The sequence below is a fragment of the Bradyrhizobium sp. I1.14.4 genome, assembly GCF_050435825.1.
In the GTDB taxonomy this organism is placed as follows: Bacteria; Pseudomonadota; Alphaproteobacteria; order Rhizobiales; family Xanthobacteraceae; genus Bradyrhizobium.
This window is the reverse complement of sequence record NZ_JBNDLA010000020.1, coordinates 106,371-128,568: the sequence shown is the minus strand read 5'-3', so window position 1 is coordinate 128,568 and position 22,198 is coordinate 106,371. Positions and strand designations below refer to the sequence as shown.

Annotated in this window: 16 protein-coding genes and 2 pseudogenes; 6 read left to right on the top strand and 12 right to left on the bottom strand. The window is 59.7% G+C overall.

The window, feature by feature from the left end:
• Positions 1 to 154: 154 nt before the first annotated feature.
• From ABIB78_RS29625 to ABIB78_RS29610, 4 genes and pseudogenes are all read right to left on the bottom strand, one after another.
• A pseudogene (locus tag ABIB78_RS29625) lies at positions 155 to 367 on the bottom strand (IS66 family transposase); the annotation flags it as partial.
• 171 nt (positions 368 to 538) lie between these two features.
• Complete coding sequence (locus ABIB78_RS29620) at positions 539 to 769, bottom strand: hypothetical protein (protein WP_429030923.1); 231 nt, start codon at positions 767 to 769, stop codon at positions 539 to 541.
• Between the two features lie 706 nt (positions 770 to 1,475).
• The gene (locus ABIB78_RS29615) at positions 1,476 to 2,729 is read right to left on the bottom strand and encodes a glycosyltransferase family 4 protein (RefSeq protein ID WP_429030920.1); all 1,254 of its coding nucleotides are present in this window, start codon (positions 2,727 to 2,729) and stop codon (positions 1,476 to 1,478) included.
• A 161-nt stretch (positions 2,730 to 2,890) separates the two neighbouring features.
• Positions 2,891 to 4,057 (bottom strand): glycosyltransferase family 4 protein, encoded by a 1,167-nt coding sequence (locus ABIB78_RS29610; RefSeq protein ID WP_429030917.1) that lies wholly within the window; start codon positions 4,055 to 4,057, stop codon positions 2,891 to 2,893.
• Between the two features lie 265 nt (positions 4,058 to 4,322).
• Between ABIB78_RS29610 and ABIB78_RS29605 the strand changes: the two genes are divergently transcribed.
• Positions 4,323 to 5,318 (top strand): polysaccharide deacetylase family protein, encoded by a 996-nt coding sequence (locus tag ABIB78_RS29605; protein WP_429030915.1) that lies wholly within the window; start codon positions 4,323 to 4,325, stop codon positions 5,316 to 5,318.
• A 68-nt stretch (positions 5,319 to 5,386) separates the two neighbouring features.
• Positions 5,387 to 5,825: pseudogene (locus tag ABIB78_RS29600) on the top strand (transposase domain-containing protein); the annotation flags it as partial.
• A 275-nt stretch (positions 5,826 to 6,100) separates the two neighbouring features.
• Here the strand turns inward: ABIB78_RS29600 and ABIB78_RS29595 are convergent.
• Complete coding sequence (locus tag ABIB78_RS29595) at positions 6,101 to 7,249, bottom strand: Wzz/FepE/Etk N-terminal domain-containing protein (RefSeq protein ID WP_429030912.1); 1,149 nt, start codon at positions 7,247 to 7,249, stop codon at positions 6,101 to 6,103.
• A gap of 122 nt (positions 7,250 to 7,371) precedes the next feature.
• Entirely contained in the window at positions 7,372 to 8,883 is a 1,512-nt protein-coding gene (locus tag ABIB78_RS29590) for an undecaprenyl-phosphate glucose phosphotransferase (protein ID WP_429030909.1), read from the bottom strand.
• Positions 8,884 to 9,294: 411 nt separating this feature from the next.
• On the opposite strand from ABIB78_RS29590, the gene ABIB78_RS29585 reads away from it, so the two are divergent.
• From ABIB78_RS29585 to ABIB78_RS29575, 3 genes are read left to right on the top strand one after another with little or no spacing between them, the layout of a single operon-like run.
• Positions 9,295 to 10,620 (top strand): polysaccharide biosynthesis/export family protein, encoded by a 1,326-nt coding sequence (locus ABIB78_RS29585; RefSeq protein WP_429030906.1) that lies wholly within the window; start codon positions 9,295 to 9,297, stop codon positions 10,618 to 10,620.
• The gene (locus ABIB78_RS29580; RefSeq protein WP_429030904.1) at positions 10,617 to 11,723 is read left to right on the top strand and encodes a glycosyltransferase; all 1,107 of its coding nucleotides are present in this window, start codon (positions 10,617 to 10,619) and stop codon (positions 11,721 to 11,723) included. Before ABIB78_RS29585 ends, ABIB78_RS29580 begins: the two co-directional genes overlap by 4 nt.
• A complete protein-coding gene (locus ABIB78_RS29575; RefSeq protein ID WP_429030902.1) occupies positions 11,720 to 13,036 on the top strand; it encodes an O-antigen ligase family protein in 1,317 nt (438 codons plus the stop codon). The genes ABIB78_RS29580 and ABIB78_RS29575 overlap by 4 nt, the downstream gene beginning before the upstream one ends.
• Positions 13,037 to 13,965: 929 nt before the next feature.
• Here the strand turns inward: ABIB78_RS29575 and ABIB78_RS29570 are convergent.
• From ABIB78_RS29570 to ABIB78_RS29560, 3 genes are all read right to left on the bottom strand, one after another.
• Positions 13,966 to 15,414 carry a lipopolysaccharide biosynthesis protein gene (locus ABIB78_RS29570; protein ID WP_429030900.1) on the bottom strand — a complete coding sequence of 483 codons (1,449 nt, stop codon included), beginning with the start codon at positions 15,412 to 15,414 and terminating at the stop codon, positions 13,966 to 13,968.
• Positions 15,415 to 15,622: 208 nt separating this feature from the next.
• The gene (locus tag ABIB78_RS29565) at positions 15,623 to 16,447 is read right to left on the bottom strand and encodes a class I SAM-dependent methyltransferase (RefSeq protein WP_429030897.1); all 825 of its coding nucleotides are present in this window, start codon (positions 16,445 to 16,447) and stop codon (positions 15,623 to 15,625) included.
• 507 nt (positions 16,448 to 16,954) lie between these two features.
• On the bottom strand, positions 16,955 to 17,869 hold the full coding sequence (locus ABIB78_RS29560) for a LuxR C-terminal-related transcriptional regulator (RefSeq protein WP_429030894.1): 915 nt from the start codon (positions 17,867 to 17,869) through the stop codon (positions 16,955 to 16,957).
• Positions 17,870 to 18,358: 489 nt separating this feature from the next.
• Here ABIB78_RS29560 and ABIB78_RS29555 point away from each other — a divergent pair, with 489 nt between their 5' ends.
• On the top strand, positions 18,359 to 19,012 hold the full coding sequence (locus tag ABIB78_RS29555; protein ID WP_429030891.1) for a LuxR C-terminal-related transcriptional regulator: 654 nt from the start codon (positions 18,359 to 18,361) through the stop codon (positions 19,010 to 19,012).
• A 196-nt stretch (positions 19,013 to 19,208) separates the two neighbouring features.
• Here ABIB78_RS29555 and ABIB78_RS29550 read toward each other — a convergent pair whose 3' ends face one another.
• From ABIB78_RS29550 to ABIB78_RS29540, 3 genes are all read right to left on the bottom strand, one after another.
• Entirely contained in the window at positions 19,209 to 20,174 is a 966-nt protein-coding gene (locus ABIB78_RS29550; RefSeq protein WP_429030888.1) for a LysR family transcriptional regulator, read from the bottom strand.
• A gap of 169 nt (positions 20,175 to 20,343) precedes the next feature.
• Positions 20,344 to 21,321 (bottom strand): biotin-dependent carboxyltransferase family protein, encoded by a 978-nt coding sequence (locus ABIB78_RS29545; RefSeq protein WP_429030886.1) that lies wholly within the window; start codon positions 21,319 to 21,321, stop codon positions 20,344 to 20,346.
• Positions 21,311 to 22,186 (bottom strand): 5-oxoprolinase subunit B family protein, encoded by an 876-nt coding sequence (locus tag ABIB78_RS29540; RefSeq protein WP_429030883.1) that lies wholly within the window; start codon positions 22,184 to 22,186, stop codon positions 21,311 to 21,313. Before ABIB78_RS29540 ends, ABIB78_RS29545 begins: the two co-directional genes overlap by 11 nt.
• Positions 22,187 to 22,198: the final 12 nt, after the last annotated feature.

The following is a 22,198-nucleotide window of genomic DNA, read 5'->3' as shown; positions in this document are numbered from 1 at the left end:
GTCTCCAGTCCGACGCTTCAACGCCGGATGATTCGAGGTTGATCACCCCGGAGACTACGCCAACCTCAATTCCTACCAACTCCGCGACGGCACCGAGTACTGCGGTATTGCCGCGCGCGGATAGTCGTTGCCGGCTGTGATGATGACGACGGTTTCAGATGGCTTGGCCCGTTGCGGCGTTTTCGGCTTTCCACTCCCACGGGAGCAGTTCGTGCAGGCGGGATTGCGTGAGCTCCACGATGCGTCGGCGAACCAGACCTTGGGATCGACCTCGTCGAGGCGCGCGATCATGATGAGAGTGAGCATGACGACAGCCCCTGTCCGCGCCGCGATCGGATCCGGCGAACAGCCAGGCCCTTCTGCCTAGTACCCGCTCTTCTGGATCGTGAGTCGTGCTTCAAGATATGGATGATCCGCGAAGCAAGAGAAGTCCACCTTTCGCGGAACGAGGCGCAGGCTAGCAGGCGAGTGCGCCTGGAAGCGCGGCCTGTTGCGGCAAGTGACCAAGCGGATCTGTCGGGCAAGGAGGACTAATGAGCTATCTCAAGGGCGGAGGCGGTTCGGCTTGTAGTTGTGATTTAGTCATGGTCGTGAAGAAGAAGTATTGGTACGCCGTCGTCAATTTGACCCAAGTGCCCATACCGATGCCGGGATTATTTACAAACACGCCATTTTGATAGAGGAACGGAGCTGAGGCGCTTCTCCACCAGTCAGCTCCAAAGTTTGCGATCAGATTTGCACTTGCACTATCGGTACGCAGCTGTGCCATTGAGAACACTCCGTCGACTGTTCCGGAAGTATACGAGCCCCTCGGAGCGATCCAGAAGTGATCGTTGTAGCCCGATGCCGGAGAGTCCATTCTTGCGCTTCCGTCAGACTGAACCACGAGACTCATTGGCGAAAGCGAGTCGTTGGCGAAATCTGCCACGTAATGCCCACCCGCGACAGAATTCGTGGCTTGGTCTTGTACGAGTTGCCAACCGCCACCCGTCAAGTGCACATAGACCCGATAATCCTTCAAATAAATATTGGCAGCTACGTTCGAAGCACCGACTTGCGGATATATCTGTCCCCAACCTGTCAGTGAAAGGAAACTGGAAGGAGGAGTAGCGTTGCCCGTGGCAGCGGGGCCCCCTGCATACCACCCGAAAGAGGTCGGGACTCCGTGTGGATACATTCCATGGTCATATCCGGAATTTTGCGAAACTACACAATCGATTGACAATGACGTGCAGATGGGTTTGAGCGCCGGACGCTTGGTCTGGGCGCTCGCCGATGAGACCAGGGCGCCGAGGAACATGAGAGCCAGGGGCGGAAGAGCAAGATGGCGTTTCATGATAGGTATGATCCAATTGGGCCGATGACACAATCAGCGACCACGGACGCGGGAGGGAGCTCCACGAGGTTTCGCCGTGCGAGAAGCCAGCGAGCCGTGGCGCGCGGGTTGTCGTCAGACCTAAGGCTACGCTCCCATTTCACGGGCTTGCGCCACCCTCGCCGGCAAAACACGTCTTATGGCTCCGCGCTCTCAGCCCACTCATCAACGATCGGTAGGTGTTTATCAAATTGGTGTTGTGCGTCTCGATCGAAAAGTTTCTCTCTGCTCGAATTCGCCCGGCAGCTCCCATACGCGCCCGCAGCGAGGCGTCGTCCATCAGTCGGCTAATGTGCCTGCGAAGCTCATCCGCATCAGCCGGCTCGAACAAAACGCCCGTCTCGCCGTCAACGATCAGCTCAGGAATGCCGCCTATTCGGCTCGCCACGACGGGCTTACCATAGGCCATCCCTTCCAGAACCGACATTGGGCAGTTCTCGTACCATTCCGACGGCACCACGATCACCGATGCGCCGCCGATGGTCTCCTTCAGCGCCTGTCCCGACAACTGACCGACAAATTGCGCGTTGCGGTACCGTCTCTGCAGGTCGCGTTCCAAAGGACCGGTCCCCGCGACGACCAGTTTCCAGGTTCCGCCGGCTTCATGAGCCCGCAGTAGAGTCTCCACGCCTTTCTCTTCGGAGAGCCGTCCCAAATAGAGAGCGTATCCCTCGTCCCGCGTGCTCACCTCTGTTTCGCCGGTGTCCACGCCATTGTAGAGCAATGCAACCTGATCTGGTCGAAACCGATTCAAGGCCGAGTCTTGCATAAATCGACTGGGCGCGAGAAATAGATCGACCTTTTCATAGTTTCCAAGCCAGCGTTGAATCGCGGCTTCCGCGTAGAGCAGGGCGCTCGCTCCGATGGAGCCCGAAGCACAGCGGTTGGTCAAAACTTGAAGAAAATCTCCATGCAAGCATAGCGAACAGGGCTTGCCGGCCCGCAAACGCACATAAACCGGACATACAGGTTTGAAGTCGTGCAGCGTCAAGACAACCGGTATTCCGCGAGACTTAGCGACAGAGACAATCGAAGGCGTTATCTGATGATAAATATTATGGCAGTGCATGAGATCGGGGCGGGTCCTGTCGATTAGAGCCGCAATCTTGCCGACTGCCTCGCGTGAATGGATCAGCGAGAGCGCGGGATTCAACTTCGATAGGGAACCACCGTTGCGATAGTCCTTGTGAGATACGAAATGAGATTTGTAGGGCGAGTCAAGATTCCGTTCATCTTGCATGGAGAAGTCGATCACTTGCTCTCCCGAACGAAGCAGAAATTGCCGTTCCTGAAACATAACGACTTCGGCGCCGCCCTTGCGGAAGAAGAACTTGTTGGCAATTAGTACTTTCATCAACGCGGTCTCACACGACTTGAACCTCGGGATACGGCCCGGCCGTCAATTGCCCAGTCGTTTGTCGGCACAGGGCGTTGGTCGCAACCATCGTTTGGTTTGATTCAATGTTCGCTTCACGAATGTCAGATCTGGAATGCCGTCGGCCCGCGCTCATGCGATCAATGCCTCACTGACTCATCCAGCGAACGTTCCGTGACCTTGAGTTCGACGTCCCCGCTACGCACGGCTCTTCGATACACCCTGACGGTTTGCTTCACGACAGAGCGCCAGTCGTAACGTTCGGCCACCCATCTGCGGGTTCTTTCGCGCATCTCCGCCGTCCAGGGCATTACTGCGAACGATTCCAGCCGAGCGGCCAGGGCTTGTACATCTCCCAACGAAAAATAGTGCTTCTCGTCCAGTCCAATCTCCCGGTGCGCGGATATGTCGCTCGCCACGACCGGAAGCCCATAACTCAATGCCTCCAGAAGCACGATGGGCAAGCCCTCGTGAGAGGATGGCAGGACGAACACACCGGCATGAGCATATAGTTCACGCAACGTAAGGCCTGTCTGGAAGCCAGCCAAGATCACGTCGGGGTTTGCGCGCGCGAGCGACGCCACCTCGGCGGCATAACCATCCGGATGATCGGAAGCTCCAATCAACACGAGCTTCCATCCGTTCAGCCTGGCTATTGCGTGGGCCGCAATCAGATCCTTGTGCCGCTTCTCAGGCACTAGGCGGCTCACCGTCAATACGTACCGGCCGGCTTCGAGCCCGAACTGCTCCAGCGCCGAGGTGCTCGTCGGCAATTCCGGCAGCTCTACCCCGTTAGGTATCACGTAGGCATCCAGACCGTATTTGTCGCGCACCAGCTTGCGTATCGTCCGAGAGATGACAATACGGCGGTTGGAGAACCGCATGCCCCACGCTTCACCAGTGCGCAAAATCAGCTTGGCAAATCTCCCCCATTTCTCTCGATCATAGTCCGGGCCGTGATGTGTCACGACGACATGCAACCCGAGCAAGCGAGCCAATGGCACCATCAGAGCGGGCCCGATTGCCTGAACGTGCAATACATTCGGCCGTCGCCAGGCCGCTACCAGCACCCCCAAAAACGAATGGACTATCGTCTCGAGAGCTCGGGATTTCGGCGACCAGACCCGCAGGTAGCGAACGCCCTTCCACTCTTCACCTCGTTCGCTCGGCACATAGGGGGAGCGAACAACCACCTCAACATCGCAAGCCAGTTCTTTCAACAAGGGGCACAAATGCTCGGCGTGAGATTCAACTCCGCCCTGTACGCCGGGAAATCCCCGCAGTCCGAGAATCATCACCCGTAGCATGGAGTAGCTCGCACTCATCGCATGGTGGGATATCCTAGCGAGAGCGAGACGTCCTGATGCAGGACTAAATGGCGTTACTGCTTGTGGCCGCGACGAGCATCGCCGCCGCCGTCCTTGGAGTACCCACAAATAGGTATCGCGGGGAAAGGCGACGGGCTCTGGCCTATCCATTCGCTCGATGACCGCACGATCGACGAACTGCTAGAGTGGCAAATGTTATCGAAGCGCAAATTCATTGCTGGGCGTAGGCTCCATGAGGCAGGTGTTGAAGGATTTCGTGCGCCATGGAGCCAGCTGGGCTGGACTCATGCCGACCGTTCGCAGCCTGTTTGCAGGTCGCGCCGTCATAATCGTTTTTCACGAAATACAGAGAGAATTTCAATCCGAGCTGGCTACTGGAGTTCCAGTTTCGCTATTTGAGTACTCGCTCAGCTGGCTGCGGCGAGAGGGCTGGAGAATCGTGAGTCTTGAAGAGTGCCTCGATCGAGTGTTGAGGGACGATCGATCGCGTCGCTATGCAGTGCTTACTTTTGATGATGGCTACCGGGACAATGTCTCTGTCGCGCTTCCGATCCTTGAGCGCCACAATGCTCCATTCCTCATGTACGTGCCGACCGGCGCTCCCACGCGAACCCTGCAAACATGGTGGCTCGGATTGCGAGAATTGTTTCGGTTGCGAGATGATGTCGTCATCGATGCAATGGAGACCTCCTTCCATTGCCCCGACTTGCGAACAAAGATATCGGCGTTAGCACGCGTCACTCAGTGGGTTCATGAGGATTATCGACGTACCGCAACCTTCGCCCTAGCGTTCAGCAAAGCTGGCATATCGCTGCCTGCTTTGAATGACATGTACTTTCTTGACGAGGAGGAACTCCGGGCTCTGTCGAACCATCCTCTGGCGTCGATCGGCGGGCACACAACCTCGCACGCGGCGCTCGGGAGTCTGGATAGCTCTTTGGCGCGGGCGGAGATGGCTGACAATCGAAACTACCTCCAAGGCTTGATCCAAAAGCCGGTGCGGCACATCGCGTTTCCATACGGCAACGTCAGAGCATGTGGTCCTCGTGAAGAGCAACTCGCGCGCGCTGTCGGCTTTGTGACTGCGGCGACGACCAGGCCCGCACATCTGGATGCTTCGCACGTAAATCACTTTGGGCTTCCCCGCATCGTCTTTGACACAGAGATTCGATTCCAGGCTCGAATGAACGGCCTCATGCGGGCCGCTCATATGCTGCGAGGTGATCGTCATTTCGCCTAGTGCAAGGCCTGGTATCGCGACTGTCCCATCAGCTTTGTCGTCCGACCCACGGTCGCTACGCATTCAATGAGAAGACCGGGCGTGGTCAAGGCGCCCGCGCACGCGGTGCCGCGCGCGAACGAGCCTCCGCGCGGTCGTCGCAGCTCTCTTCGATCTCTGGCAGCAGACCTTACGGCGGATCTCCGGAAAATCAAAGACCGGCCGAGACCATCCGCCATCCGCCATGCCGTCTCGCGCCGTGCCATGTTCGAAGGGTCCCGACCGATGGCCGTATCGAACCGTCGAACGCGCCATCAGGCCACAAACAATTGCGTGAAAGAGTAGACTCTTCGCTAGCAGCGATGGCCGCGGACGAACCTAGGCGACCATCGCAACGCTGCTTCGGACAGCGAGGATGAACAAGGTTGATCCGTATCGCCTGGCTCACCCCTAACGCTTCAGCGTGTCGCAAACGGCTGGCCGAGCAGCCCTATCGACGCGCCCATGCCATGGAACCACGCCATCTGACGTCCTCAGCTTGCCGCTTGCTACGCTGCTCGGGCCATCCGTGCACAACCTCTCAGGTTTTCGCCACGCCTTCGATCCGCTCGTCTCGCTCGCGCGACACATTTGTTTGAACGGGAGGCAAGCTGCAGAGTTGGCGCCTTGGGCCTTGAGCGCGCCGAGACGTCCCTGATGATGTTTGCTCTAACGACATGCGTGCCGTAAAGCGAGCAGGTGATAGGCGGTGATAAGCGAGATCGTGTTCTGCAAGTCGATAGCCACTTCGGGCGGCCTCCCGGTCAGTCCGGAGCGGCCTCATTGTACGCGTGATGCTTCTCGGCCTTGAACGAACCGTCGAAATGAGACTTGACGCCGTTGACCTTGAGCCCCTGGTTAACGCCGGTTCCGCCAGACACCGCGCCTCCAGACCTCCGGACCGGAACGGGTCCTCGTTCCGACAGATCGCGCAGCAGCCCGATCGCGATGCCAAGAAGAAGGCCTCCGACGATTCCGATACCAAGGACCACACGGACTTTCGGCGAACTGGCCGTGAAGGGACGGGACACCTCGGTGAGCAGGCGCGCCTCGAATACCGGCGCGGATTGCTGTTGCGTAGCCTCCATGTAGCGCAGCGTGCGGAGGAAGTTGTCATATGCCCTTGCGCTCGATTCCGCCGCGGCTTCCAGTTCGCGAAGCTCACCGGTCGATTGCACCGAGGACGTACTCGTCACTGTGGAGGCCGCGCTCTCGTTCCTATTGTTGTTGTAGTCAGCCAATGCCTTTCTGGCAGCCGACGCCTGACTGCTCAATTCGTTGACCCGATCCTTGGCCCATTTCTCGCTTTGTACGGCCGTTCTGTATTTCGCGTCCATTTGTGACGTGATGTATGTCTCTACAATGGTGTTTAGGATCAACGTCGCCCGATCGGGGTCCGCAGAGTCGAAGGTCAGCCCGACAATGTAGGTCAGGCCGAGGCGTTTCGCCGCAAGCTTGCGTTCGAAGGACTCCACGGCCGATCGGGTCACGCTGGCGTCCGTTTCCGGCTTGCTCCACCCGAGCAACCGGGATGCCGACTTGCCGACGCGGCGTATGAGGCCGCCTCCGGCGAATTCCGGGTCCTCTGCCAGGCTGAGCTTCTGTATCACGGCACGGGCGACACCCTCGGACTTTATGATTGCGATCTGGCTTTCCACGTTCGTTGAGATGGACGCCAAGTCTGCCGAGGCGGCCTTCGAGGCCACAATCAGTTCCGCGCTTGCGGTAAACGTGGGCACCGCAGCTATGAGATAAAGGACAGCGACGACAAGCGTCACCGAGCAGGTCAGTAATATGATCCAGATCCTTCGTCGCAGGAAGGCCACGGCCTCTGCCAGAAGCTCGGCCGGCGAAAGGTCGGACGGCGCATGGTCTTGATTGGGCGAACTGTCAGGTCTGTAAGTATGCAGCATTATTCGCACCGACGCTACTGATGGCACTCCGGAGGCGTCCATCAAATGAACAGGCGACACGGCGGATGCCCAACTCCAATGCCCGGCAAGATGCCTTAAGGGCTGTAGCAGACGTCACCGCGTTAACAGGCATTCTGATAGACCTTTCTGGAGAACAGCGTCATGACGATGATCTTGAGATCGAGAAGGAGCGACCAGTTGTCGACATAGTACAGATCGTGCTGCACACGACGCTGCATCTTCTCGAGGGTATCGGTTTCGCCGCGGTAGCCGTTGACCTGGGCCCAGCCCGTAATGCCGGGCTTGACGTTGTGGCGGCGGGAAAATGACGAGATCAGCTCGGCGAACGCCTCGTTCTGCGCAGTGGCGTGCGGGCGTGGGCCGACCAGCGACATATCACCGATCAAGACATTGAACAACTGCGGCAGCTCGTCGATATTGGTGCGACGCATGAAGCGTCCCAGACGGGTCACGCGCGGATCGTGTCTGGTGACCTGCCTGAAATTGTCGCCGTCCTCCATGACGTTCATCGATCTGAATTTCAGCACGCGAATAGCCTCGTTGTTGTATCCGTGTCGCGTCTGGCGAAACAGCACTGGGCCGCGGGAATCGAGCTTGATCGCAAGCGCGAGGATGACGAAGAGGGGACTGAAGATAATGAGTCCGGCCATCGCGGCGGCGACGTCGAATGCCCGCTTGATTGCCCGGTTGAACGGGGTGAGGGGGGACTGGAACACCCTCATCGTCACCATGTTTCCGAACTCGGTGATCCGCGATACTGCCATGAGATCGATAGCGCCGATGGGAACGACGTGAACGTCAACCGGTAGTTCCGATAGTGCGCTGGCAAGCGCAAGGGCGGCCGGCACGTCCGAGTCTGACGTCAGGATGACGATGTCGTCCGTCCGAAGGGGCCGGCAATCCGCAATGAGTTCGCGCGCATGAGATAGCGCCTGGATGGCGCCGGGGTGCCCGGGTGCCGCCGGGTCGGCGCGAAACGTCGGAAAGTCGAACGTGTGGGTGGTCCGAATTCCGGTCGCGGCAGCCCGTGCGGAGAAATGCAGGCAGTGGGTCTGGTCTCCAATAAGGATGATGCGCCTGGCGTCTATCAACCCCGATGCAATGGCAGGCTGAACCAACGAGAACCATAGGGCCCGTGTGCAAAGCACCGCCAAGAGGACGCTCGCAGCTTGGGCGATGACGGTTGCGCGCGAATAGCCATCCGAGATCTTCAGAAGGAATATCGTCGAGATGAAGATGGAGAACGCGAAGAAGACGGCGCTGGCGCCGCTCCATAGGAACACGTGCCGGGGCTGCGTCTGGATCCGGGAATATTGCCGCAGCCCAAGGGAAATGAGCAGCTGCAGCGCGGAGATCAGCAGGGATTCCAGGATGTACTTCTCGGCGTCCGGCGCGGCGTGCAGGATCAAGTCCCGCAGGATCAGCCAGTGATACAGGACGGCTGCGGAATAAGCGGCAACCATGACGAGCAGGAATTCGGTCGCGGCTGCCAGGACCAACAGGACAATCAGTCGGCTCTTACCAACGGTCGTCGGAACTGCTCTGACGCTAGCGACCGACTGCGCCGATATTTTGGTAGAACCCGGCGAATTGGTAAACGATACATAACTCACCGGTCACTCCCAGCCAGCCATTCGTAAAACAGTAGCATTCGCGTCCCATGGGGGAATGGCAATAAGTGGGTACAGTGGAGTAACCACAAAGGCCGATTGAGCCGGAGCGGTACGGGATTAGATTATTGAACATTCAATAGACCGACAGATCACTCAACCTTAGAGGGCAGTGAGCTGCCCGGCGCCAGCGAGGAGGCAGAACGTTGGTTTGGTTTGCTGATGGCCCGTGAGGACGGTTGCTCCGACACCAGCGGCGTGTCGACGCGCTGCCTTCCGTGGGATGCTTTGAACGATGCCACTCGATAACCACGTCCGAACGTACAGAGAGTTGCCGCCATGCCTTACTCGATGCCGCGCAAGTGTTTCTATGTGTTTCGTAGTAGTCCCAGTCGTTGCATCAGATGGGGCCTCATGGCGGTTGGCCTGACAGTTTCGGCTCAGGCGAGGGCCGAATATCGCGTGAACGTTGGAGACGTCCTGGAGGTCGCGGTTGCGGGCGTGCCGGAGTTGCGTCAGCGCGCTCCGGTCCAGATCGATGGCAATATCTCGTTGCTGTTGGTTGGAATGCTTCCGGTCGCCGGGCTGCCGTTGTCGCAGATCCAGGCCAAGATTGGGGCCGCACTCACGAGCAAGGTCTTTCGACAGCGGACTTCGGACGGTCGCGAGGTCATCGTCGTGATTGACGCGGGCGAGGTCACGGCGATGGTCGCGGAATACAGGCCTGTTTACGTCAATGGAGACGTGTCGAAGCCGGGCGAGTACGCCTATCGTCCAGCCACCACAGCACGCCAACTCGTCGCCATGGCGGGCGGCTATGATCTGGTTCACATCAGAATGAACAACCCGTTTCTCGAGTTGGCAGACTTGAAGAGCGAGTATGGATCGCTGTGGACAGAGCTTGCGAAGGAGCAGGCGCGCATGTGGCGCATCAAGAGCGAGCTTGGAGAGGGGACGCAGATCAATCCAGCCAATGTCGCGGACCTGCCCGTAGCGCGGTCGGCGATCTCGGACATCATCAATGCAGAAACGGAATATTTGAAGACGAAGCAGAGCGATTATCAGCAGGAAAAGGCGTACCTTCAGCGTGGCGCCCGTCAGGGAGACGACGAGGTCCGCGTGCTGTCGGAGCAGCAGAAGAAAGATGAAGAGGCATTTCAGTCAGACCTCGAAGACTTGCAGAAAACGACTGATCTCTACAGCAAGGGTTCCTTGATTAGTCCTCGTGTGACGGATGCGCGTCGTGCGGTGCTGCTGTCGTCGACTCGGAAGCTGCAGACCTCGGCGCAACTACTCCAGGTCAAAAGGCAGCAAGACGAGTTTGTCAGAAAGCTGGCAAAGCTCGATGATCAGCGCAGGCTCGACCTGCTCCGCGAGCTGCAGGACACCAGCGTCAAGCTCAACCAGATTCGCGAAAAGCTGCAGAGCGTCAGCGAAAAGCTTCTGTACACTGGGATAGTTCGATCGCAGCTCGCGCGGGGAAACGCCGACAGGGTGGAGATCGTCATCCTCAGAAAGAGTGAAAAGGGGCAGGAACGGATTGTCGCAAACGAAGATACGGAGTTGCAGCCGGGTGATGCCGTCGAGATAAGCCTGGGTTACCAGGATGGTCCTGATGCGGCGCGTCGAAAGCTAAGCAGTTCAAATGTTCCGCCGGCGATAGGCCGGACTGATGTGACCGCCGCCGATTCGCTGCGCGTAGGCAGCGCGTCCGCAGTAGACGACGGAAGGAAACCATGAATGTGTCCAGGGAAACACGACCGACTGTCAGCATCATTATCAAAGCGCTGAATGAGGAACGTCATATCGCCGAGGCGATCGAAAGCGCGATCGGTGCGCTCGGAGAAAGCGACGGAGAGGTAATCCTGGCCGATGGCGGTTCGAGTGATCGAACCGTCGAGATTGCGCGCCGATACCCGATCCTCATTGTTCGGCTGAACCGAAGTGAGGATCGATCCTGCGGGGCGGGCGCGCAACTCGGTTTTCAGTACAGCCGCGGCCGCCATCTGCTGCTGCTAGATGGCGACATGCGGGTGCATTCCGGCTTCCTTGCCGCCGCCATCGACACCCTGAACCGAAATCCGAACCTTGCCGGCGTCGGCGGCGTGCTCTCCGAGCCCGGCGTGGTGAACGAGGAATACGAACAGCGACGCAAGCGGCATAACCCGGATCGCCGGCCCGGCCATGTCACGCGGCTCGACGGCGCCGGCCTTTATCGGCGGACGGCGATCGAGTCGATCGGCTATCTGACCGATCGTAACCTTCACGGCGCCGAGGAATTGGAACTCGGTGCCCGGCTGCATTCCGCCGGCTGGGCACTTGCCAAGCTGGACCGTGCAATCGCGCATCATGAGCCCCACACCGGGAGCGCCTATCGTCAGTTGCTGCGTCGCGTTCGGAGCAGGAACGCCAGTGCGCCGGGCGAGTTGCTCGGAGCGGCCATGGGACGCCAGCATTTCTGGTTTGTCATGCGGAACGACCGCCAGTGGTGGATTGCCCTGCTGGTGGCCGGCTGGTGGATCGCGCTGCTCACAACGCTGGCATTACCGGGCGGGTTTTCTGCGTCTGCTGCCGTCGGGGTCTTCCTGTTTCCCTTCGCCGGCATGTCGCTGCGCTGGCGATCGGTTCGGCTCGGCATCTACTCCGTCGCGGTGTGGAACGTTATAGCTCTTTGCTTTTTGCCTGGTTTGTTGCGGCCGCGTATTTCCCCGGCGAGCTGGATTGAAAGCACTGTCCTGCGGGACCTTCCTCACGAGCGCGATAGGACGGCGCACCATGGCTACCAGATACCTGGCAGGGAGAGCTTGCACGCGCGGCGCGACGCGGAAGAGGCCAAATCGTGACGATCGCGCCGCTCGCGAGCCGGTATTCTCGCGTCCGGCCGTTCGCCGGAAGCGACCGGCTCATTCGCAACGCGCTATTCCTGGCGACATTTCTGCACATCTGGTTGACGGCGAGCCCGTTTCCCGACCTGTCGGATGCGAGCGCGCTCGAGCTGTCAACCAACGCAAACGTCATGGGGCAAATCATTGCGATAGTGTTGACGGGCGCCCTGGGCGCGTTTGCGTTGACCCACCAATTGCGCGTTATTGCGCAACTAGTGACGCCCATCCTTGTTGTAATTTTTCTGTGGTTCGCTTGCTCTGCGGTCCTATCGCTTCACCCTGATATCGCTGCGCGTCGATTGCTGCTGGCTAGTTTCGTGCTGTTCCATGCCGGCATGTTTGTTTTTCTGCCGGAAGATCGCGTCCACTTTGCGCGACTGCTGGCGATCGGCGCTCTGTTCGTCTTGGCTTTGTGTTACGCCGGCGTGATATTTGCGCCGCACTTCTCGGTCCATCAAGTCACCGACCTTGAAGAGCCGCGGCTCGCCGGGAATTGGCGCGGCTTTTTCGCCCACAAGAACGGGGCGGGGAGCGGCATGGCAATCCTCATTATTTTCGGCATTTACATCTTTCGTAGGTTGAGCCGCGGGCTCGGGTCGCTGGTCGTCGCGCTAGCGACGTTTTTCCTCGTCTTCACGGAGTCGAAGTCGTCGATGATGCTGTTGCCGTTAGCGTTAATCTTCAGCGTCGTTTTTGTGCGGCTCCGCAATGCGGCTGCGAAGCTGATCGTCCTGGTCGGTGTCCCGGCGATCATCGGCGTCCTTACTATCGGATCGGTCCAGTTTGCCGCCGTGAATACGTTGGTCGGCGTGCTGATGCCGGATCCGACCTTCACGGGCCGAGACGACATCTGGCAATTCGCGCTCGATCATATCGCGCAGCACCCCATCGTCGGCTTCGGATTTCACGCCTTTTGGGGAACGAGCGAGTTGGTGAACAGCTGGACCTGGCTCGGGTCGTGGGGTTACCGCGCTAGCGATGCACATAATGGCTATCTCAACATCGCGGTGATGACCGGGCTCGTGGGCCTGGTGTTGACGCTCGGATGGGTATTCGTCCGGCCTTTCATCGACTACGTGCGCACTCCTCTGGGCCGCACCGATCCCGCGCTCAACTTGATGTTCATCCAGACTTGGCTGTTCGGGCTCTACCTGTGCGGCCTCGAATCCGAACTGTTCCAGAACGGCAACATCGTGTGGTTCATGACGGTGGTGTCAATTTTCGGGCTGCGTCTTCAGGCCAGCGCCAATTATGTTGGAGAGAGCGCATGAAGCACTCTCCGCACGGGCTCATCGATCAACAACTATTTCTACCCACGGGAAGCCGAAGTGGTCTTTCTCGAGCAGAATTGCATGCGCGAAGGCGCCGGCCGACAGGTCGTGCCGCTCGCGATGCGGCATCCGCAAAATCTGCCCACGCCATGGGCCGGCGACTTCCCCGACGAGATTGAATTCGGCCCGAGGTATTCGCCGCAAATCAAGCCCCTGCGGACTCGCCTTCGATATTGCCGACCTTACGCGCCGCCGGAATTCCGGTGGTCATGACCGTGCACGATCTCGAACTCGCCTGTCCTGCTTACACGATGATGACAGCAAATGGGCCATGTGAACGCTGTCGCGGCGGCCGCATTCACAACGTCGCGCTTCATTTTAACCGGTTCGTGGTGCCAAGCTGGTTCGCGCGCGAGAAGGTTGATCGAGTGAGGATGGGCGCGCGAGCGCTGCGCCCATATTCCCAATTTCGTGGACGTCGAGCAGTTTCACCCCGTGCGGCCGATCGGCAGGCGTTTCGTCTACTGTGGGCGTCGGCAAAGCGTCAAGGGTGTGGAAACGCTGGTACGTGCAGCACGCGCGTGACCGGTGCGCGGGGTCGACGAGGTTCATTTGCACAAGCTAAGTGAGGAGCCCGCGCCGACGTGGAATTAAGGATGCTTTCATCGACTAATCCGGTCGCCGCGCGATCGTCGTCTCATCGGAGGTCCGGCGCGCTGCTGGGTTCCGGAGGCGTTGATCGGGCTCGGTGACTCTCGGTCAGTTCGCCACGTTACCTGGCGGGCGGCTCGTCGAGATGGGGGCGGCGGCAGGCCGCCGGGCCGAGCAGGACTTCAGCGTGACACGCTACTGCGACCGGTTTCTCGCGCTCTTATATCTCGCCGCCGGCTTGCTCGCGGGGCCGCCTGGATTCGATGCAGGATGGTGCATCATGCTCCGGTCCGGCGAATGGCGGACAGACAGCAATAAAGGGCGATAGCGGAAAGGGCGGACACGCTCGCAATACCTAACATTGCAGTACCGGTGATCGCGTATGAGACAAGAACGGTGACCCCGGCGCCGATCAGCAGTAAGTCTCGCGGCCCGATCGTCCTGAGATCGAACAGGGTATGTACGCGCGCCGCCGCGAGCGGATAGAGCAGAGAAAACGCGACCGCCATTGCAACCGGAATCGCCGTCGGACCGAGCAACGGCGCGGTCACGAACGGCATCGTGACGAGCATCGTGAAGTTCCCGACGGTGATGGCGAGTGGGACGTTCGCATGGCCGGCGATGATCAGCAGTCGGTCCGAGGTCGAGTAGAAAGATGCCACGAAAGCAGGGATCGCCAACCACACCAGGAACGACAAGGCGCTGGCGTAATTGCCGAATAGCGGCAGCAGGAAGGGGCCGACGCATAATATGCCCGCGACGGTCAGCGCGCTGCAGCCGACGATCAGCTTGTGGCAGAGCGCGAATTCCTGGCGCAGCGCGGCGCGGTCCTTCGTCTCGATCATGTGCGCGGCGCGCGGCGAAAAGCGCTTGAGCAGCGCAACCTGAAAGAACGGGTAAAGCGCCGCGATCCGTGCGGCGATCGCGTAATCCGCTACAATCTCCGAAGAGAACAACGTGCCGGCGACCAGGATGTCCACGGCTCCCAGCTGGTTGGCGAACAACGTTGTGGCGACGGACTTGCCGCAGTAGCTCAGGTCCCAGAAGGTCCAGCGCTGCCATCCTCCGACCGAGCGGTCCCACAACGCCCGAGCCGACCACAGCCATGGAAGCAGAACTGAAACAGTCATGGCGTGCGCAATGTATGCGTTCGGCAGGCCCGACAATGCCACTGCCGGCAACAGCACCATCCGCACCGCGTTGGGGGCGGCTTCTCCGAGCGCGATCGATTCCGCGATGCGCGAACGGCCTTCGAGTGCACCGGTCGACGTCACCAGCAATGCGGTGAAAATGCCGAATGGAGCGAGCTCGCGGAACCAAGCCTCCAACCCTGGCTTGACGAGCGCATGTGCGATCGGCTCGGCGAGAACAAAGCCTGCGAGTGCGACGAGCGCGATCGCCGCGACGCTGAGGGCCGCCGAGTAGCGGTGCAATCTGATTTCCGCGGTTCTGTCGCCGGGATGCCGCGACACGTGATAAATCAGCACGAGCGAGGTGCCGATCCCGAACGCCATAGCCATGAGTCGATAAAAACCAAAGGCAATCATCATGTCGCCGAAGCTGTCTTTGGACAGCATGCGGTTAAGGATGATCAGCACGATCAATTGCGAGGCCAGCCCAAACAAGCGGACGCCGGATCCAGCCGCTAGAACGGCCAGATAGGTGCCGCGCCATCTTCCACGGAAGGCCGCACGGACGTGGTTCTGCAACAAAAGCGCGACTTGCATACTTGCTATTCGAATCCTAACGCCTTTGACGGCGGTCCGCTCTCGACTGGTGTCCGCGCCATGATATGGCTGATGCCCAATCCGCGCCTAAATTCGCTGGTGACAGCGCCCTCGGCTTTCGCCCGATGCAAAAGAGGCGAGGCGGCGAGGAACGCGGCGAAGGCCAATATAGAGGCTGCGGCGCCCGTCCGCTTGCCAGGCATGATGCTCATTCCGCAAGCTCGGACGTCGGAGGCTTGTGCACGAGGATTTCGACCGTCTGAAAGAGCGTAACCGGCGGCTCGACCATAATCCGTTTGAGCGATGAAGGCAGAACGGAGAGACGGCGCAACGCCGGATGCTCGGCGGCCACCAGCGTGACCGCGAGGCCCACCTCGGCAAAACTGTGCCGCACCTCGCGCAGCGGGCGATAGAACGTCTCATTGAGGACGAAATCGTAATACACCTGAGCCTTCTTTCCGAAGGATGCCGCCGCAAGCCAGTCCCATTTGGGTTCGATGCCACAGGCGAGGCAGGCTGCGATCGCCCACTTGCGGGTCGGGTTCTTGGGCAGCCAGTGGACGAACGGCATGAACAGATGAGGCTCGATCGGCCGCAGTTTGCCGGGATAAACGTGAAAACCGCGTCCCCCCGGAACAGTCACCCGGGCAATCTCGCGCGTCACCGCGTCGAGGTCGGCGACGTGCTCAAGCACGTAATGTGTAAAGACGAAGTGGAAGAAGTCCGGCGGCAGATCGGTCTTGCCGCTCGCTGGAATGGTATTGATCACTCCGCCGTAATCGTGTCCATGGGCCTCGAGCAGATCCTTGCCCCGGTCGGCGGCTTCTCGGCGGATTTCTGCGCCGAAAGCGTTGTAGCCAGCATCGCGCAACCAGCACACGTATTCCCCGCGCCCGCTGCCCCAATCGAGGACGTTCATCTCGCCCTGTTTGAGGCCAAGCCGCTCACGGGTCGCCTCGAGATACCGCACTACCTCGGCGTTCGGCCGAAAGACCGCGAACTCGACTTCGGTCAGGCTATCGTCGTAACTCAACTGGATTTCCTCTGTGAAGCGACATCACGGTTCGAAGAACGAAATCCTGCTTGCGGACGCCAGCCGTGCTTGCGCTTTGCGTGACGCTGGTCGGCGGAATGATGCGGTGTGCGTTTCTTGGGATCGGCCTAATACGCAGTTCAGTGTGGTCTCCTGGAGAAGAGCGTCATTGCAATTGTCGCCGGATCGGACGTGAACGACACGTAGTACACGACGCCAAGACCAAGCTCCGTAAAGGGCATTTTATCAAAGATTGGCAGCGGTCGGCCCAGCACTCCCGGGTTACCCCGTTGGAGGTGACGGACGAGCCTAGGCAGCAGCTTAAGCGTGCGATCCAACGACCTCGATCCAGCGAATCCCGGAGCGACCTCAGCTCGACAGAGGCCGGCATCGATGGTGGCGAACCGCCGCGCTGCGGCTTCGTGCCGCATCCGTGCGACCCGGACTCCGGGCCCGACGTCCCGCCGAAGGCTTGCCTGGCGGGACGCGAGACCGGATGAGTTTCGGCTATTTGCGGATCGACCTGTCGAGTTTTGAGCTCATCCCCATATGGACGTGGCCGTTCGTAAGCGGCATTTCAAAGTAGCTTGCCGCATGGTCGATTGCGCCGAGCGGCGCCGGCCGGCCGGCCGGCGTGATTTTGGAAATGTCCCTCATGGGTGGCAGTGGACGCTCGACTGCGGCAGCGTCCTGATGCGCGGTCCTGTTTGGCGGCCAAGTCGAGGGTCTGTGACTCAATCCCCAGATCGCTGCCTGTGTTCTGTTTTGAACTCGAATCTTGCGAAGGATCGCCTTGATGTGAACCTTCACCGTGGCTTCGGCAATATTGATCTTGCGTGCAATGCACTTGTTGGAATCGCCTTCGATCAGACATTGCAGTATTGAGATTTCCCGCGGCGAAAGCTGCTGAACAAGTTTGTCATCTGCTCTTGCAACGGCGCTATCGTCATCGTTGGGCGGAGGATCGCCGTCTACATCGCGCATTTCGGCATCGAGGGCGGACGTCAGGAATGCCGGCGGGAATGCTGTCCCACCCATCATGACGAGTTCGATGGACTTGATGAACGCGTCGCAGTTCATCACGTCGATGAAATAGCCGGTGGCACCGGCCCGGAATGCGGCAACCAAGTCGCTCAGGCGATAGTGGTCCGCGACGACTGCAACCCGTCCGTCCGCGTGATGGCGCTTGAAGGAATCAATTTGGTGGACTGTTGGGCCGAAATCGTCGCCACTGTGAACAATGAGGAACAACGCCTGATGGGCCGGCACATCGCCTAGCAGGTTCTTCTCAAGCAATTCGTCAGCATCGGATATTGAAGCCAGGACTTGAAAATTTTCTGAGTTGAGGATCCTAGCAAGACCTTCTTTTCGAAGACTACGTTCGCCACCAAGCCAAATTGAAAAAGTATACTGCCGTCTCATGGAACTCTCCCGGACGCTACAAAAATGAACTACTGGCTCATCGGTTCAAACCGACTCATCTCATTTATGGCTTGCCAAGCCAAAAGGATGACGCATGAAAATTGCTCTTTCAGATTTCGGTCCAGCCGACAAATCTGGGGCGAAAAAAGCCCGGAGCGTGCGTCAAACAATTTATTAATTTTAGATGCTAATCCCCAATATCCCTATATACCTTTAGTTATAGACCTTCTTTTAGATGTCGGCCGTCATGAGAAGGCCGGCGGCCCGACGAGCACAGTCACTTGGCCGTCCCCGCGAGCGCTCGCTTTGGGTGAGGCAATTAGCTAACTCGACCTCAAGCTGTGACAGTCGCCCTTATTGAGGACGCTCGGGCAGTAGATTCACGGAGACCGCGACACGACGAGACCTTACGGAACGCCTCAAATTGGAGTAGCTTTTTAATTAACTGGGCGGCGAGCGAAATTGGAGGGGACCGAGGATTGGTCGTAGATGCATTTCAGTCGTGTGGTAATTGCTAGCAGATATCCAGTTGTTTTATTGGGTTTGAACTGCCTGCTCGAAGCGGAGCGCGATTTCAGAGTTGTTGCTCGTTGCAACGATAGTGCGAGCTGTTTCGAAGCGATCCGGGGCGTTGCGCCCGATATAGCCATTTTGGACATGTCGATGCCTGACGTTCTTGGGCAGGCAATGCTCGATATCGCAAATTCGGGCACGCCCCCTGTGCGGCTGGTATTCCTGGCTACCTCAGTTGAGGATCGCGATCTCGCCGCGTTGGCGGCCGCGGGAGCTTATGGCGTTATCTTGAGCGACGAGGAGCCCACAACTCTGGTGCAGACGTTGCGGCAGGTCGGAGACGGCCAGAGGATGTTACCGCTGCCGTCGGAGGAGTCGATCTCCCGTGCGCAAACCGCGATCCCAGAGAAGTACCTTGCGATGCTGACGGATCGCGAGCGTCAGATCATGCGTTTGGTGTCGGAGGGTTTGTCGAACAAGGAGATAGGCCGCCGTCTGAAAGTGGCGGACGGTACCATCAAGGTTCATCTGCACCACATCTTCCGCAAACTCGAGATCAGCAACAGGACAGTCCTTGCGACGCTTGCTGTCTCGCACTCCGGGCCAGGTGGCGGCTTTCCATCCACTTAGCTAGCACACGACGTCGCGCGAGTTTGGAATGTTGCCCCGTCGCTCGAACGCGCGAGCTTCCGGTCATCGTGCGCGCCGTCTCGTCCATTTCCTCGATGCGTTCGCCGGAGAGGCGCAGCGTGTCGACGAACAGCGCGCCGACGTTTGGCGAGGACGGCCGGACGGCGTCAAGTCGAATAAAACGGAAACAGATATTCTAGATTTCGATCGCCTCCTCGGCCTGGTGCCGATGATCAGTGCTGACGGGGGGCCGGGCCGGCCCCACGCCAGCGACCGCAAAGCGCATGAAGTCGCGGAACGCCTTGGCGGCTTCCGATGGCTTGGTGTCGCGACGCCAGGCGAGACCGACATCCATGCTGGGCACCTCGTCCTCGATGACGCGGGTTTCGATCCGCTGTCCCTCCAGCGACCACGGCCGGTAGATCAGGTCGGAGAGAATGGCGATCCCCATCCCGCCGGCGACCATAGAGCGTACGGCTTCGACCGAGGAGGTGCGGAACACCGTCTTCGGTTCGAGAGCGGCGTTGCTCCAATAGCGCATCGAGGTGTGCTTGGCCTCGTCGACCGTGAGCATGACGTAGGGATAGGTCGCGATGTCGGCGAGGTGGACCCGCTCGGCGTGGGTCAGGGGATGCTCGGGCGCAAGCCACAGCCGGCGTGGCGATCGAAGTAATGTCTCGCTGGTGAGCATGGCGTTGTCGCGCAGGTTCGAGACCAGCATCACGGCAAGATCGAGCGCGCCGTCGACGAGCGCGCGTTCGAGCACATCGCGCGGCGCCTCGAACAGCTCGACCGTGATTCCGGGAAAGCTCGCCTGGAAGCGCATCTGATGGCGCGGCAGGAAGTAGCCCGACACGGTATAGGTGACGCCGATGCGGACCGTCCCGAACAGCGGACCGGCGGAGATCTGCGTGCTGCGCACCGCTTCGGCGACGGCGGCGAGGATTTGACGGCCCTGGGACAGGAAGCGGCCGCCCTCCATGGTGACGGTTACGCCGTTCGGCGTGCGGTCCAGGAGGCGGGCGCAGACGGTCGCTTCGAGCTGCTGAATGGCCGCGGTGACCGCGGATTGTGAGACGTTGAGGTCGATCGCCGCCTGGCTGATACGCCCGGTCTCGGCGGCAGCGACGAAGTAGCGGATTTGTTTCAGAGAAACGGACATCGCGGTTGTTCCGATGTTGCCTAACCCATGAGCGGTGTTTCTCAGCCCGACGGTATTCGTTGCAACTCTCGTGCCGACAGGCCGAGAACTCGCAGCGGCGCCGACCACGCGCAATCACCCCCATCGGCGGTGGCTGGGGTCTGTCTTTAGCGGATCGGGCCACCGGCGGTTACGCCAGGGCGTTGTGCAGCTTGCCCAGCAATTCCGACCGGCTCTTGCGGGCCGCGAGCGCCTGATTCATGTCGATCTTGACGAACTTCACCGGCGTGTTGGGCTGAAGCTGGCCGATCAGATCCATGTCCGCGGCGATAACGGTACCGACCATGAAGTAGCCGCCGCCGGAGACTGCATCACGATGCAGCACGATCGGCTCGGTGCCGCCGGGAACCTGGATCGAGCCGTAAGGATAGCAGGCATCGGTGATGTTGGAGGGGTCGGAGCCGGCGCCGAACGGCGGTTCGCGCGGAACGAACTCGAGCGGCTTGCCGCCCTTGAAGCGGTAGCCGATCCGGTCGGCTTCCGGTGCGACCTTCCAGGTGTCGGAGAAGAACCCGTTGCCGGCCGCCTCGGTGATGCGGTGCCAATAGAGACCGGGCATTGCGCGCAGCTCCGTCGGCATTCCTGCCGGTTGCCCGCGTAAATCCCTGGCAACAGTGCGGCCGTCCTTGACCGTCGCGGTGGTACGGCCGACCGGCAGTTCGTCGCCGGCCTCGAGCTTGCGGCCTTTGAAGCCCCCGAGTGCGCCGAGTGCGTAAGTCGAGCGCGAGCCGAGAACCACAGGCGCATCAATGCCGCCGGCGACCGCGATGTAACCGCGCGCGCCCTGCTTGAGGAAGTCGAAGGAAAGGATCTGGCCGCGCTTCACCCTGAAGCTGGTCCAGCTTTCGCGCGGCTCGCCGTCGAGTTTCGGCGGCAGCTCCGCGCCGGTGACCGCGATCGTGGCGTCCTCGGTGAATTCGAGCTCGGGTCCCATGAACACGGCCTCAAGCACGGCGGCACCTGCCTCGTTGCCGACGAGCAGGTTGGCGGCGACCAGCGCGTGGCGGTCCATGCCGCCGGAGAGCGGGATGCCGATGTGATAATAGCCGGGACGTCCGAGATCCTGGACTGTGGTCGCTAGACCCGGCTTCAAAACCTTAACGGCCATGGAGAACTCCATCGAGCTTGCTGTTGTAGGCATCAACGTCGCGGTTGAATTCGGTCAGCGAGAAGGAGACGTTGCGGATAACAGGTGCAAAACGACCGGCATCGACGTCGGCGACCGCTGCGTCATAGGCCACCCGGTCGATCGGCTTCCACTTCACGATGTCGCCTGGTCTGAACAGGCACATGAAGTCGCGCAAATAGCTGATGTTCTGGTTGGGATCGTAGATCGGCATCGGCGTGATGCCGAACATCTGATAGCCGCCGGCGCCACGCACCGAGTAAATGCAGCTGAAGCAGCCGCCATGCCCGACGGTGAGTTTCGGCGTGTCCGTGCGCGGGCGCAGATACTTTGGTGCCTGAAGCTGCCGCTTGCGCTCGACCATCTGGTAGAGGAAGGGCAGGCCGGCGACGAAGCCGACCATGGAGACGAACCAGGGTGCGCTGGAATGCGCCTCGATGAAGTCGTCGACGCTATCGAGACCGTTGATGCGTGCCGCGTATTCGAGGTCGGTTCCGTTGGGATCCTGATGACGCTCGCGGAAGCGCATCAACGTCTCATGCGTCCAGGGATCGTTGTAGAGCACGGGAATCTCGATGATCCGTGTCTTGATGACCGGTTCCGATTTCTCGGATGCGGAATCCAATCGCTTCAGCTCGGCAAGGAGATCGTCGGGCTTGATCTGATCAGGATCGAACTTGACCTGATAGGACGCATTTGCCGGGCAGATCTCGGTTACGCCCTTGATCCTGGCGTCGCGCACCGCATTGGTGATGAAGAGACTCTTGAAAAAGGCCTCAAGCGACATCGCTTCGCCGACCTCGGCGAAAATGTGCTCGTCGCCGCCGAATGAAAATCGGGTTTGCATGACTAGCGGCCT

Coding starts and splice junctions, on each gene's coding strand:
- ABIB78_RS29595 (WP_429030912.1), bottom strand. CDS start 7,249: ATGCTGCATACTTACAGACCTGACAGTTCGCCCAATCAAGACCATGCG.
- ABIB78_RS29615 (WP_429030920.1), bottom strand. CDS start 2,729: ATGAAAGTACTAATTGCCAACAAGTTCTTCTTCCGCAAGGGCGGCGCC.
- ABIB78_RS29580 (WP_429030904.1), top strand. CDS start 10,617: ATGAATGTGTCCAGGGAAACACGACCGACTGTCAGCATCATTATCAAA.
- ABIB78_RS29555 (WP_429030891.1), top strand. CDS start 18,359: ATGCATTTCAGTCGTGTGGTAATTGCTAGCAGATATCCAGTTGTTTTA.
- ABIB78_RS29545 (WP_429030886.1), bottom strand. CDS start 21,321: ATGGCCGTTAAGGTTTTGAAGCCGGGTCTAGCGACCACAGTCCAGGAT.
- ABIB78_RS29540 (WP_429030883.1), bottom strand. CDS start 22,186: ATGCAAACCCGATTTTCATTCGGCGGCGACGAGCACATTTTCGCCGAG.
- ABIB78_RS29550 (WP_429030888.1), bottom strand. CDS start 20,174: ATGTCCGTTTCTCTGAAACAAATCCGCTACTTCGTCGCTGCCGCCGAG.
- ABIB78_RS29585 (WP_429030906.1), top strand. CDS start 9,295: ATGGCGGTTGGCCTGACAGTTTCGGCTCAGGCGAGGGCCGAATATCGC.
- ABIB78_RS29570 (WP_429030900.1), bottom strand. CDS start 15,414: ATGCAAGTCGCGCTTTTGTTGCAGAACCACGTCCGTGCGGCCTTCCGT.
- ABIB78_RS29560 (WP_429030894.1), bottom strand. CDS start 17,869: ATGAGACGGCAGTATACTTTTTCAATTTGGCTTGGTGGCGAACGTAGT.
- ABIB78_RS29610 (WP_429030917.1), bottom strand. CDS start 4,057: ATGCTACGGGTGATGATTCTCGGACTGCGGGGATTTCCCGGCGTACAG.
- ABIB78_RS29620 (WP_429030923.1), bottom strand. CDS start 769: ATGGCACAGCTGCGTACCGATAGTGCAAGTGCAAATCTGATCGCAAAC.